Raw genomic sequence first — 12127 nt, forward strand, 5'->3', positions numbered from 1 at the left:
ACGTACGTGCTGTGGGCGCCGGCTCAGATGAGGCCGAGCGAGCGCACCGCCTCGCGCTCCTCTTCGAGCTCCTTGACGGAGGCGTCGATACGGGCACGGGAGAACTCGTTGATGTCGAGCCCCTGGACGATCTCGTACTGGCCGTCCTTGGTGGTGACGGGGAAGGAGGAGATGAGCCCCTCGGGAACCCCGTACGACCCGTCGGACGGAATGCCCATGGACACCCAGTCACCATCGGCGGTGCCGTTGACCCAGGTGTGGACGTGGTCGATGGCGGCGTTGGCGGCGGAGGCCGCGGAGGAGGCGCCGCGGGCCTCGATGATCGCCGCGCCGCGCTTGGCGACGGTCGGGATGAAGTCCTCGGCGAGCCACTTCTCGTCGTTGACGACCTCGGCGGCGTTCTTGCCGGCGACGGTGGCGTGGAAGATGTCCGGGTACTGGGTGGCGGAGTGGTTGCCCCAGATGGTCAGCCGCTTGATGTCGGCGACGGCCGACCCGGTCTTCTTCGCGAGCTGGGTCAGCGCGCGGTTGTGGTCGAGGCGGGTCATCGCGGTGAAGCGCGCGGCCGGTACGTCGGGCGCGGCGGCCTGGGCGATGAGGGCGTTGGTATTGGCCGGGTTGCCGACGACGAGGACCTTGATGTCGTCGGCGGCGTGGGCGTTGATGGCCTGGCCCTGCGGCTTGAAGATGCCGCCGTTGGCCTCCAGGAGGTCACCGCGCTCCATGCCCTTGGTACGGGGGCGGGCGCCGACGAGCAGCGCGACGTTGGCACCGTCGAAGGCGACGTTCGGGTCATCGGAGATGTCGATGCCCTGGAGCAGCGGGAACGCGCAGTCGTCCAGCTCCATGGCCGTACCCTCGGCGGCCTTCAGCGCCGGCGTGATCTCCAGGAGACGCAGCTTGACCGGCACGTCCGCGCCGAGCAGCTGGCCGGAGGCGATGCGGAAGAGCAGGGCGTAACCGATCTGGCCGGCCGCGCCGGTGACGGTGACGTTCACGGGAGTGCGGGTCATGGCGTTCTCCGTATGACAGCTGGCGGTGGGGCGTTCGATGCCCCCGGGGTGCGGGACCTAGGCCCTGTCAGCCTAGAGATGATCGATCTCTTGGCGTCGAGAGATCCACCGGTCAGGCTATCGCGCATCCGGGATCTCGCACGGCCAGCCCCCCTGTGGCCCACCCCACAGCCCTCAAAAGGGGCGGCCGCCCGGTCCGGGAGAGGGGAACTGGGCGGCCGCCGGGTGGGGGTACCGATGCCGGACTCCCGTGGGGGTACGGTGCGCGTGCCCACTTTGGGGCGCCCCATGCCTACGGCCCGAATTTCTTTCGACGACCGGTCGCTCCTCAACACCGGCCCGCAATCTCTCGGCCCGTCCGGCGCTCGGGTCCATGCTTCTCCTCGCCCCCGCGAGGAAACCGGGGGGCCGAGGGGGCGTCACCCCCTCGGCCACCGTCGGCCTACTTCGTGCACCCCTCCACACCCGTACCCAGCGTCGCGCACGCGACGGCATCGCCCGCGTCCTTCACGGCCACCATCGGCGTGTAGGCGATGGTGTCACCGGCCGCGGTGATCGACCCGGACTCCTTGGTCTTCCCGACCGTCACGACGACCTCGTCCCCCTGCGCGGCCTGCGTGACACGCCCCCACGCGGCCCCACAGGTCTCGCTGTACCGCACCTCGACCACCGCGGTACCGACGGTCGCGGTCGCGGCAGTCGTCACGAGGTCACCACTGCACCCCATGGCCTCCGCGTCCTTGCCGGTGCAGGAGTCACCGCTGCACTTCACACCGGGCGGCAGATCGGTGTCGGCGGACGCGGTCGGCGAGGGCGACTTGACGGCGTCCTCGCCCTTCTTGCCGTTACCGCGATCGGTGAGGAAGAACACCGCCGCGATGACGACGAGCACACCGACGACCCCCGCGAGGAACATCGTCAGCCGCCGCTTCCCACCGCCACCACCGACACCGGCACCCGGCCGACCCCCCTGCGGAGGCTCCCCGTACGGATTCGGCGTCCCGGGCGACCACGTCGCCCCCGACTGCGCCCCGGAAGGCGCGGAAACACCGGACGCACCAGACGCACCGGACGCACGCGCAACCCCACCAGGCGGCGTACCTCCCGTCCGCCCCGCCGACTGCGAAGGCCCCCGATACCCGGCCAGCCCCCACGAGTTGCCCTCGGCCGCCCCACTGTCCCGCACATCACCCGCACCGGCACCGACCCCCCGCACCGGAGCGTCCTGCACCGAGTCCCGTACCTCGGGCGCAGTCGGCTGGACCGGCACAGACGGCGGCACGGTCGGTGCCACACCCGCCGGCCCCGCGACACCGGGCGTCGGCGCCGCCGTGGCGCTTCCGCCGCGCCGCGAGGACTTGCCCGCCTTCGCACCGTTCGCGCCGTTCCCCTTGGCATTGGCCGGCGGCGCGCCGAACTCGCTCAGGGCCGCGCGGGCCTGCGAGATCCGGATCGCCTCCATGGTCATGTCGTGGCGCATCTCCGAACGGCTCCAGGCACGTTCGGCGAGCTCCCACATGGTCGTCAGGTGGACCGGATTGGTGCCCGTGACCTCCGCGAGCGCGACGATCGCACCCTTGGGCGCGAGCAGCCGCCCGTTCAGATACCGCTCCCAGGACGTCTTGCTGTATCCCGTGCGGTCGGCCAGCGCCGCGACGCTCAGGCCGCTGCGGTCCACGAGCCGACGCAACTGGCTCGCGAACTCCCTGACCTGCGGATCGAGTTCATCCGGCAAGGCCCTCCAACGAGGCATTGCTTCCCCCCTCTTCCCCCCGGTTGGTGCTGGTGTTTCTCGCGTTCCCCGCGCGTGGTGCCCTCTGCCGAGTCCCCGATGTGGCTACCCACAGGGATGCGCCACATAAGGATCTCAGTTCCCGGGGTGGGGGCGCACGGGAGCATCGAGGCCGCGTCCAGTGTTCCACCAGCTTCCCTCCACAGCCGACACAACCCTGGCAGTAAGCCCTTACAGAAAAGCGGGACGCCCCGGACGCCCCGATCGACCACGCTAGCCCGCTTACCGAATGACTTCCTTGCAATTCCGCGAACTTGTCAACACATCGACACACAGAACGCACATAGAACGAAACTCAGATCACACACACCGCATTCGGGCGACTCGGACACTTCCTCCCCGTCGCGCTCAACCCAGCACAACGGCCCCGATCACCACGGCCACCGCCAGTACGGTGGCCAGCGCCACGGCGACGACCAGCAACCGCCCCGTGGACGGCCCGGACTTCCCGGGCGGCGCGTCCCACCAGGGCAACGTCGGATCGTCCTCGTACTCGTCACCGACGACCTCGGCCTCGGCCTCGGACGGCCCCGACCCCGACCCACTCCCGGAGCCCGACCCCGCCACCGCCTTCGGCCACACCCCCACCGCCAGTTCCCACCGCACCCCGAACCGCTCGGCCTCCTCCTTCTCGACCTCCGCGACCCGGCACAGGGCGATGACCGCCTGCCGGGGCGGGGGCTGGGTGGCGTTGAGGTACCGCTGCCAGGAGGACTTGCTGTACGCGGTGCGCGCCCCCAGGGAGACCAGGCTCAGGCCCGTACGGTCCTTGAGCTGCCGCAACTGCTCCACGAAGTGCCGCACCTCCGGCGGCAGATCGTCGGGCAGTGGCTGCCACGCACTCATCGCTCACCTCCGAACCGAACCCGATCGGGTGACGACCTGACGGGGCGCGTTGGTTCCCCGACGGACGGGACGTAGCGGAACGGTCACTTCCGTGCCACAGCGCACGGACAGCCGTTGAAGGGTGCCTTCGGCGTGCCCGAGGCTTGACGCGGGCGGCGGTCCGTCCTTCCTCGGGGGAGAGGACGGCCCGCCGTCATGCCGTGTACGACTAGTTCTCCACCGTGAAGTGCAGCGCGTCCTTCAGGAACGGCACCTGCAGCCACGGCTTCGGCTGTGCCATCAGCGCCAGCAGCACGATCGTGAGGCCCAGCACGCCGTACGTCACGATGTCGGTGAAGCGGGAGCGCACCGCGAGCATGCCGACGCTCGGCCGCATCCAGCGCATCACCGCACCGGCCAGCAGGGCACCGCCGATGAACAGGGTGCCGACGCGGAACTCGTCGAGCGCGGTGATCAGCAGCCCGACCCCGACCAGCCCGAGGACCACGAGAACCGGCCACTGCCGGGCGGGCGCCGGAAGGTCGCCGGACGCCGCGCGGCCGCCGCCCTCGGGGCGGGCCGTGTCCCGGGTGAACAGCGGGAAGCGGCGGGTGGTGCGCCGGGGCACCCCCTCCGAGTCCGGCGCGCTCACCGGATCCCGGACCTCCATCTCGTCCCTCTCGCCCTGCTCGTCCTTCTCCTCAGCCGACACGGCGCTCCCCTCAGCCGACACTGCGCTCCGCCGCCTCGACCACGTTGACCAGCAGCTGCGCCCGGGTCATCGGGCCCACGCCGCCGGGGTTCGGGGAGATGAAGCCGGCCACCTCGGCGACGCCGGGGTGGACGTCGCCCACGATCTTGCCGTCGGCGCCGCGCGAGACACCGACGTCGAGGACGGCGGCGCCCGGCTTCACGTCCTCGGGGCGGACCAGATGGGCGGAGCCCGCGGCGGCGACGATGATGTCGGCGCGGCGCAGATGCGAGGCGAGGTCGCGGGTGCCGGTGTGGCACTGCGTGACCGTCGCGTTCTCGCTGCGCCGGGTCAGCAGCAGCGGCATCGGCCGGCCGATGGTGACACCGCGGCCGACGACGACGACCTCGGCGCCCTTGATCTCGACGCCGTAGCGGCGGAGCAGGGTGAGGACGCCGTTGGGGGTGCAGGGCAGCGGGGCGGGCTCGTTGAGCACCAGCCGCCCGAGGTTCATCGGGTGCAGGCCGTCCGCGTCCTTGTCCGGGTCCATCAGTTCCAGGATGCGGTTCTCGTCGATGCCCTTGGGCAGCGGCAGCTGGACGATGTAGCCGGTGCAGGCCGGGTCGGCGTTCAGCTCGCGGACGACGGCCTCGATCTCCTCCTGGGTCGCGGTGGCGGGCAGTTCGCGCTGGATGGAGGCGATGCCCACCTGGGCGCAGTCGCGGTGCTTGCCGGCGACGTACTTCTGGCTGCCGGGGTCGTCCCCGACGAGGACGGTGCCGAGGCCGGGCGTGACGCCCTTCTCCTTCAGGGCCGCCACGCGGGCGGTCAGGTCGGACTTGATCGCGGCTGCGGTGGCCTTGCCATCGAGAATCTGGGCGGTCATGGTCCCCATCTTCCTGGATGACGCCCTCACGGTTCCAATCCGGGTCCACAACTGCCGCCCCCTCCCCATCTCCGCCCGTATCCGACCATGATCAGGGATGTTGCACTTGCACAACACATAGGGAATGCGGCTGGACAAGTAAGAGCCGATTAAAGAACCATGTGACGGCAGTGCCGCGGGCAGTACCGGGGGGACAACCGCATCAGTCAATCTCCTCCGCACCGTGCCGCGCGTCCCCGCACTCGGACAACGGAGGAAAGACCGCCATGAGTTTCGGCGACCCGAACAACCCCTACGGCCCCCCTCCCCAGGGCCAGCCCGGCTACCCGCCCCAGCAGCCGCCCGGCCAGCCCGGTTACGGCTACCCGCAGGGCGCCCCGCAGCAGCCTCCGGGCCAGCCCGGCTACAGCTACCCGCAGGGCCAGCCCGCCTACCCCGGTTACCCGGGCGGCAACATGATGCCGATGCAGATGCCCGGCCTGATGAAGACCGCTCGCGTCTTCCTCTTCATCCTCGCCGGCTTCCAGATCCTGGGCGGCCTCATCGCCGGTATCGCCATCGGCGCCCTCCAGGACGCGTCCAACGGCATCGGTTCCGGTGACGACACCGGCACCCTGGCCGGTATCGGCTTCCTGGTCGCGGGTCTCTTCCTGGCCCTGGGCGCGCTGTCGATCTTCCTGGGCGTGAAGTTCAAGAACGGCGGCAGCGGCATCCGCATCACGACGATCGTGTACGCGTCGCTGATGATCCTCGGCGGCATCGTGAACATGGTGAACGGCGCCAACGGCTCGGCCACCTTCGGCGGTCTGATCTCCCTCGCCATCGCCGGCATCATCCTCGCCTCGATGGTGAACGGCGCGGCGTCCGCCTGGTTCAACCGCCCGCGCTACTGACGCACGCCTGACCCTCAGGGGTACGCGCAGTCAGGGTTCGGTTCACGCCAATAACAGCCGAGGGCCGTGTCTCACCTGTTCGAGGGGGGCACGGCCCGGCTGCGTCGCCCTACTCTGACGTGGGTAGCCGTCAGGCACGGGGAGACGCACCTTGTACAGCATCATCGTGGTACCTCCGCCGACCACGGAGGACGAGAACCAGCCCAACCAGCCCGTCCAGCACCGGCTCGCGCCGGGCGAGCGGCTGGGCTTCGGGCGATCCGTTTCCGACAACGACCTCGCGATCGTGCACGACGGGGTGTCCCGCAGAGCCGGTGAGATCACCGCGCAGGGCGCCTTCTGGATATTGAGCAACCTCAGCCGGGAGCAGACGTACGTCGTCGAGAACCCGGAGGGGGCGGGCGAGCACATCAAGGTGGGGCCGGGGCGGCTGGACGCGCCGATCCCGTTCGAGTTCTCGCGGATCGTGCTGCCCGCGGCCGGCGATCTGCTGGCGATCGAGGTGTGGGCGCCGCGCCATGACTACCTCAGTTCCGAGGGGGGCCTGGACGGGGCGACCACCGCGCCGGCCTTCTCGGTGGACCGTACGAAGCGGTACTTCGCGGTCCTCGCCGCGCTGTGCGAGCCCCGGCTGCGCGGTGAGCCGCACGCCGCACTGCCGACCGTCGACCAGGTCGTGGACCGGCTGCGCCCCAACTGGCCCGCCGCCTCGCGCACTTCGGTGCAGTGGAACATCGACTACCTCGCCGTGAAGCTGCGCCTCAAGCCCGGCCCTGAGACGGCCGACACCGGCCCGCGCCTGAACGGCAAGAAGGAGTCGCTGGTGTCGCTGGCGCTGCGGTTCGATCTCGTACGGGAGGACGATCTGTTCGTGCTCCGGGAGTCGGCCCCCGGCCGGGTGACCCGGTGACCGAGCCCTACGCCGTGCCGGTGCCCAAGGGGTACCGGGTGGGCGTCTGGGAGGTGCGGGAGCCGATCGCCACGGGGGCGTTCGGGAGTGTGTACGAGGCCAGACGCGGCGGCGAGGGCTCTCCGAGGACCGCCGCCCTGAAGTTCCTGCCCACCGGCACCGGAACCCCCCGCCAGCTCACGCACCTGCGCGAACTCATCGAGCGCGAGGTGGAGTTGCACCGCCGGCTGAAGCAGCCGCGGCTGATCCGGATGTACGACACCGTCGTCGTCGACGACCCGGCCCATCCCGAGCTCGACGGCGCCACCGTCCTGGTGCTGGAGAAGGCGGAGGGGTCGCTCGCCAAGCTGCTGGCGGCGGATCCGCGCCCCGACGCCGGGCCCGCCCTGCTCGCGCAGATCTGCGAGGGGCTGGCCCAGTTGCATCACTCGGGCTGGGTGCACGGCGATCTCAAACCGGCCAATGTGCTGCTGATGGCGGACGGTTCGGCGCGGCTGGCGGACTTCAACATGGCGGCGGAGCTGGAGGGCACACACGCGTACACGCCCGCGTTCTCCACGCCCGACTACACCCCGCCGGAGCTGCTGTGGTCGGAGATCGGTGAACGGGGGCGCCGTATCCGCCCGTCGGCGGACGTGTGGGCGTTCGGGGTGCTCGCGCATCTGCTGCTGAGCGGCTCCTTCCCGCTGCCCGGCGCCACATCGACGGCCCGTCGTGACGCGGCCGCCGCCTACGCCCGCGGCACCGACGAGCTGCGGCTGTCGCCCGAACTCCCGGACGTCTGGCGGGAGATCGTCCGGGACTGTCTGACCCGCACGCACGCGGACCGTGTCGGCACCCAGGATCTGCTGCGCCGGGTGGAGGCCGCGGCGGGGACGGGCCGTTCGCCGCGGCTGCCGCGGGCGCTGCTGCCCCGCCGCCGCTCCCGCCGTACGGCGATCGCGGCCACCGTGGCCGCCGTGGTGGCGGTGTCGGCGCTCGGCTACGGCATCAGCAGCTGGGTCGACACGCGTGGCGAGGGCGGCGGGACCGAGAAGGTGACGCCCGCGAACTACGGCGCCGCCGAGCTGCGTACCGACAAGGGCATCCCGGTGGCCTACCGCCGCCTCATCGTCGACTCCGCGCACAACTGTGTGCAGCGGGAGGTCACGCCCGCGCTGATCGCCGCCCTGCTGAAGTCGGAGAGCAACTTCGACCCGGACCTCTCCGACCCTTCCGTGGGCAAGGAGGGCGAGTACGGCATCGCCCGCTGGACGCCGAGCCTGCTGCGCTGGTGGATCCGCGCCGACGGTGTCCCCGCCAAGGAGACGCCGAAGCCGCCCATCACACCGGCCGACTCCATCCCGGCCGTGAGCCGCTACCTCTGCTACATGGAGCCGCGCCTGCTGGAGCAGGGGCTTTCCGGTGACCGCCAGGTGCTGCTGGCGGCCGCCTACCGCACCTCGACCAAGGTCGTGAACAACGCGGGCGGAGTTCCCCCGAAGTACCGCGACTACGCCGCCCGCGTCGCCCACTACCTCAAGGAGTACACGCCGCCGGAGAAGAAGTGACCCTGAGACTTCTGAGGTACCGCGGCGACGCGCCCTCGGGCGGCAAAGCCTCGAAGCCGTAGTAAGGGCTTCCTTACCATTCTCTTGAGGGAACAGGGGGACGGACCATGTACAGCGTCATCGTCGTGCCGCCGACCTGCGGCAATGTCAACGACCAGGTGCGGATCGCCGCCGGTGAGCGGCTCTCCTTCGGCAGGGACGCGGGGAGGAACGAACTGACCATCGCCCATGAAGGAGTGCCCCGTTCCGCCGGGGAGATCACGGCGCACCGCTCCTTCTGGCTGCTGAGCAACTTCAGCGAGGACCAGACCTATGTGGTGGAGAACCCGGAGGGCGCGGGCGAACACCTCAAGATCGCGCCGGGCCGTCTGGAGGCGCCGGTGCCCTTCGAGTTCGCGCGGGTGGTGCTGCCCGCCGCGGGGGATCTGCTCACCTTCGACGTCTGGGCCCCGCGCCACGCCTTCCGCAGCGCGGCCCGCCAGGGACTGCCCGGCCCCGCCACGACCCCGGCGTTCGCCCTGGACCGCACCAGCCGCTACTTCGCGGTACTGGCCGCCCTGTGCGAGCCCCGCCTGCGCGGCGAACCGCACGCCCCGCTGCCAGCGGTGGAGCAACTGGTGGAGCGGCTGCGCCCGGTCTGGCCGACGGTCAGCCGCTCGTCCGTCTACTGGAACATCGACTACCTGGCCCTCAAACTCCGGCTGCGCCCCGGCCCGGACACCGCCGAGCCCGGTCTGCGCGTCAACGGCAAGAAGGAGTCGCTGGTCTCGTTCGCGCTCCGCTTCGACCTGGTCCGCGAGGACGACCTGACCGTGCTGGCGGCGACGGCGGGCGAGGCAGTGCGGTGACCGCGCGCACGCCGTACGCCGTCCCCGTCCCGAAGGGCTACCGGATCGGCCCGTGGGAGGTGCGCGACCCGCTCGGTTCCGGCGCCTTCGCCACGGTCTACGCGGCCCGGCGCGGCGACGGCCAGCCCCGCACGGCCGCGCTCAAGTTCCTGGCCACCGGCACCCGCACTCCCCGCCAGCTGCACCACCTGCGCGATCTGGCCGAGCGGGAGACGGAGTTGCTGAGCCGGCTCCGCGCCCCGCGCCTGATCCGGATGTACGAGACCCTCACGGTCGACGACCCCGACCACCCCGAACTCGACGGCGCCACCGTCCTCGTCCTCGAACGGGCCGAGGGCTCCCTGGACACCGCGCTGGAACTCGACCCGAGGCCGACCGCCGGTCCCGCCCTCCTCGCCCAGATCTGCGAGGGCCTGCACCAGCTGCACCACGCGGGCTGGGTGCACGGCGATCTCAAACCGGCCAATGTGCTGCTGATGGCGGACGGTTCGGTACGGCTGGCCGACTTCAACATGGCCGCGGAGCTGGAGGGCACGCACGCCTACGCCCCCGCCTTCGCCACGCCCGACTACACCCCGCCGGAGCTGCTGTGGCCGGAGGTCGACGAGCGGGGCACACGGATCCGCCCGACCGCCGACATCTGGGCCTTCGGCGTCCTCGCCCACGTCGTCCTCGCGGGCACCTTCCCCCTCCCGGGCAGCTCGACGCAGGCCCGCGTGGACGCCGCGATGCGCTACGCCAGGGGCACCGAGGAACTCCGCCTGTCCCCCGGACTCCCCGAGCCCTGGCGGCAGATCGTGACCGACTGCCTCTCCCCCACCCACCCCGACCGCGTCACACACGACACGGCGTCGCTCCTGCGCCGGGTGGAGGAGGCGGCGGGCGCCTCCCGCTCGGCCCGGCTGCCGAGGCTACGGCCGCGACGGTGGCGGCGTCCGGTCCTGATCGCGGCGATCACGGCGCTGGCGGTGCTCGGCGGCAGTACGGCCGTGACTTACGCACTGCGTGACTCGGAACCCCCCACCAACACGGCACCGCCCACCTGCGAGAAGCCGACGATCTTCGAGGACGAGGAGTACGGCCGCGGCTACACCGCCGGTTGGAACGGCACCTGGGACTTCACCATCAAACAGGGCGAGGGCGGCAGCCAGGTCCGCGAGGCGCAGTGCCTGCTGCGCCATCTGCACGGCATCACGGAAGTCGGCGAGGCGGACGGCATCTTCGGCCCGCTGACGCACGACGCCGTGGTCAAGTTCCAGAAGCGGGCGGGGCTGAAGGCGAACGGGGTGGTGGGGGCGGGGACGTGGAGCGCGTTGCGGAAGGCGGGGGAGGTCTGAGCCGAGGTTCTCGGTCAGGAGACGGGAGCCGCTTCGAGGGCGGCTTCTACCTTCTCCACCTGATCGATTAGATCGGAATGTCAAACCCTAGCGCTTTTGAATATCGACTCGCCCACCCCTTGGCCGACCATAACGTCCATGAACCTTCCGTTCGACAAACGAATCGGTTCTTGTGCCAGTTGCCCACGAATCCTGGATTCCAGCGCAGATGAGCCGGTATCGCGCGCCAGCACCAAAGACTGCACCAGACGAGCTGGATAGTTGGCTACAGGAAGCCATGCATAGAGATTACCCTGGTGCACATCTTCAGATGAAGAAAGCAGTTCACATAGGTCGGTGCGGTCGGCTACGAAATGCGCCGCTCGCCCCAGCCCCTCCCGGAGGAACTCTTCCAGCGAGTCATCAACGGCCTGAGGCCATGACATCTCGTTGGTAGCGCTGCGAACAGGAACAGACATACGCCCGTATTTCTCCAGCGCCGAGCCAAACTTGGCGTCGCCTACGTTCAGGTGCCAGGCCAGCATTCCTGCAGCATCCTTGGAGATCCACCCGAGGTACGCCAGCCCCTCAGCCTGCCAGCGCACCTCGCCCCGCCGTGATACGTCAGCCCCGGAAGGGACAACACCCAGCTGCGTCGCAGCACGCAACACGGCTGGCGCAGTCAGCTGCTTTGGGGAAGCTGAAGTAGCCATTTTGAGGGTCACACCCGCCGAATCATCCGAGTTGCCCGCTCTCGCATGAGTTCTTGACGATATGCCGCATTCTGGGCACTGTACTGGGTTACCGAAATCTCCTCCGGATCGATGCAGTGTTGATCCCAGCGACCTTCCAGAACAAATCCAAAGAATTCCCGAAGAGCCTCGTTTCCGAGCTCTATTGGATGAAATCCGAGACCGGCACCCACGGGGCGGCTCCAATAAGCATGCTCAAATTCGAATCGCACGCCTTCATCCTCGATGACCCCTTCCTCAAGCGAGATACTCACAGATCTCCTCAGGCGGCCGCGGTCCCACATCGCGAAGGCCGCCCATCCCACGATGCTGTCCATGAAAACAGCGAAGGCGTTGCGGTCGACTCCCCATCTGTGTATGCCCTCGGACAAGTCGCTGGGCCGACGCTCACGGAGATCCAGTGAGGTGATGAGCTCTAGGCCCTCGAAACTGCCAGCGCAAGCAATTCCCGGGAGGGGCCAAAGCGCCTCATCGAGGGTCACCGGCCCCACTGGTTCCATGCCCTGGTCCGGCAGGATGCGTTCAACTAGACGCCGCGAGGACGGTGCATCGTCAACGAGTTCGGGGTGAAGCATCTCGCGGGGCGCCTGGCGGGCGAAAGCAAGTACCGATACCTTCGAGCCCATCCGTCAACCTCTCTCGCCATCTCTT

The 12127-nt window shown here is 69.8% G+C and carries 12 protein-coding genes; 5 read left to right on the plus strand and 7 right to left on the minus strand.

Going from position 1 to position 12127, the window contains the following annotated elements; all coding sequences use genetic code 11:
* Positions 1 to 23 precede the first annotated feature (23 nt).
* The 5 genes from IE325_RS25965 to IE325_RS25985 form a co-directional block, all read right to left on the minus strand.
* Positions 24 to 1013, minus strand: coding sequence for a malate dehydrogenase (locus IE325_RS25965; RefSeq protein WP_190072465.1), 990 nt, complete (start codon positions 1011 to 1013; stop codon positions 24 to 26).
* 442 nt (positions 1014 to 1455) lie between these two features.
* Positions 1456 to 2766, minus strand: coding sequence for a helix-turn-helix domain-containing protein (locus IE325_RS25970; protein WP_190072466.1), 1311 nt, complete (start codon positions 2764 to 2766; stop codon positions 1456 to 1458).
* A 387-nt stretch (positions 2767 to 3153) separates the two neighbouring features.
* Positions 3154 to 3651, minus strand: coding sequence for a helix-turn-helix domain-containing protein (locus IE325_RS25975; protein ID WP_190072467.1), 498 nt, complete (start codon positions 3649 to 3651; stop codon positions 3154 to 3156).
* Positions 3652 to 3859: 208 nt separating this feature from the next.
* Complete coding sequence (locus tag IE325_RS25980; RefSeq protein ID WP_373315216.1) at positions 3860 to 4342, minus strand: DUF3017 domain-containing protein; 483 nt, start codon at positions 4340 to 4342, stop codon at positions 3860 to 3862.
* Positions 4343 to 4352: 10 nt separating this feature from the next.
* Positions 4353 to 5207 carry a bifunctional methylenetetrahydrofolate dehydrogenase/methenyltetrahydrofolate cyclohydrolase gene (locus IE325_RS25985; protein WP_190072468.1) on the minus strand — a complete coding sequence of 285 codons (855 nt, stop codon included), beginning with the start codon at positions 5205 to 5207 and terminating at the stop codon, positions 4353 to 4355.
* A gap of 266 nt (positions 5208 to 5473) precedes the next feature.
* On the opposite strand from IE325_RS25985, the gene IE325_RS25990 reads away from it, so the two are divergent.
* The 5 genes from IE325_RS25990 to IE325_RS26010 all read left to right on the plus strand — a co-directional run bounded on the left by IE325_RS25990 (position 5474) and on the right by IE325_RS26010 (position 10745).
* Positions 5474 to 6100 (plus strand): hypothetical protein, encoded by a 627-nt coding sequence (locus IE325_RS25990; protein ID WP_190072469.1) that lies wholly within the window; start codon positions 5474 to 5476, stop codon positions 6098 to 6100.
* 151 nt (positions 6101 to 6251) lie between these two features.
* A complete protein-coding gene (locus tag IE325_RS25995) occupies positions 6252 to 7010 on the plus strand; it encodes an FHA domain-containing protein (protein WP_190072470.1) in 759 nt (252 codons plus the stop codon).
* Complete coding sequence (locus IE325_RS26000; RefSeq protein ID WP_190072471.1) at positions 7007 to 8560, plus strand: protein kinase domain-containing protein; 1554 nt, start codon at positions 7007 to 7009, stop codon at positions 8558 to 8560. The genes IE325_RS25995 and IE325_RS26000 overlap by 4 nt, the downstream gene beginning before the upstream one ends.
* 107 nt (positions 8561 to 8667) lie before the next feature.
* On the plus strand, positions 8668 to 9408 hold the full coding sequence (locus tag IE325_RS26005; protein ID WP_190072472.1) for an FHA domain-containing protein: 741 nt from the start codon (positions 8668 to 8670) through the stop codon (positions 9406 to 9408).
* Positions 9405 to 10745 (plus strand): serine/threonine-protein kinase, encoded by a 1341-nt coding sequence (locus tag IE325_RS26010; protein ID WP_190072473.1) that lies wholly within the window; start codon positions 9405 to 9407, stop codon positions 10743 to 10745. The genes IE325_RS26005 and IE325_RS26010 overlap by 4 nt, the downstream gene beginning before the upstream one ends.
* Before the next feature lie 80 nt (positions 10746 to 10825).
* Here the strand turns inward: IE325_RS26010 and IE325_RS26015 are convergent, their stop codons facing one another.
* Together IE325_RS26015 and IE325_RS26020 are read right to left on the minus strand one after the other, a co-directional pair.
* Positions 10826 to 11269 carry a hypothetical protein gene (locus IE325_RS26015; RefSeq protein ID WP_190072474.1) on the minus strand — a complete coding sequence of 148 codons (444 nt, stop codon included), beginning with the start codon at positions 11267 to 11269 and terminating at the stop codon, positions 10826 to 10828.
* A 176-nt stretch (positions 11270 to 11445) separates the two neighbouring features.
* On the minus strand, positions 11446 to 12102 hold the full coding sequence (locus IE325_RS26020) for a DUF6928 family protein (protein WP_190072475.1): 657 nt from the start codon (positions 12100 to 12102) through the stop codon (positions 11446 to 11448).
* Positions 12103 to 12127 lie beyond the last annotated feature (25 nt).

Origin of the sequence: Streptomyces lanatus (assembly GCF_014655715.1) — a bacterium.
Classification (GTDB): domain Bacteria; phylum Actinomycetota; class Actinomycetes; order Streptomycetales; family Streptomycetaceae; genus Streptomyces; species Streptomyces lanatus.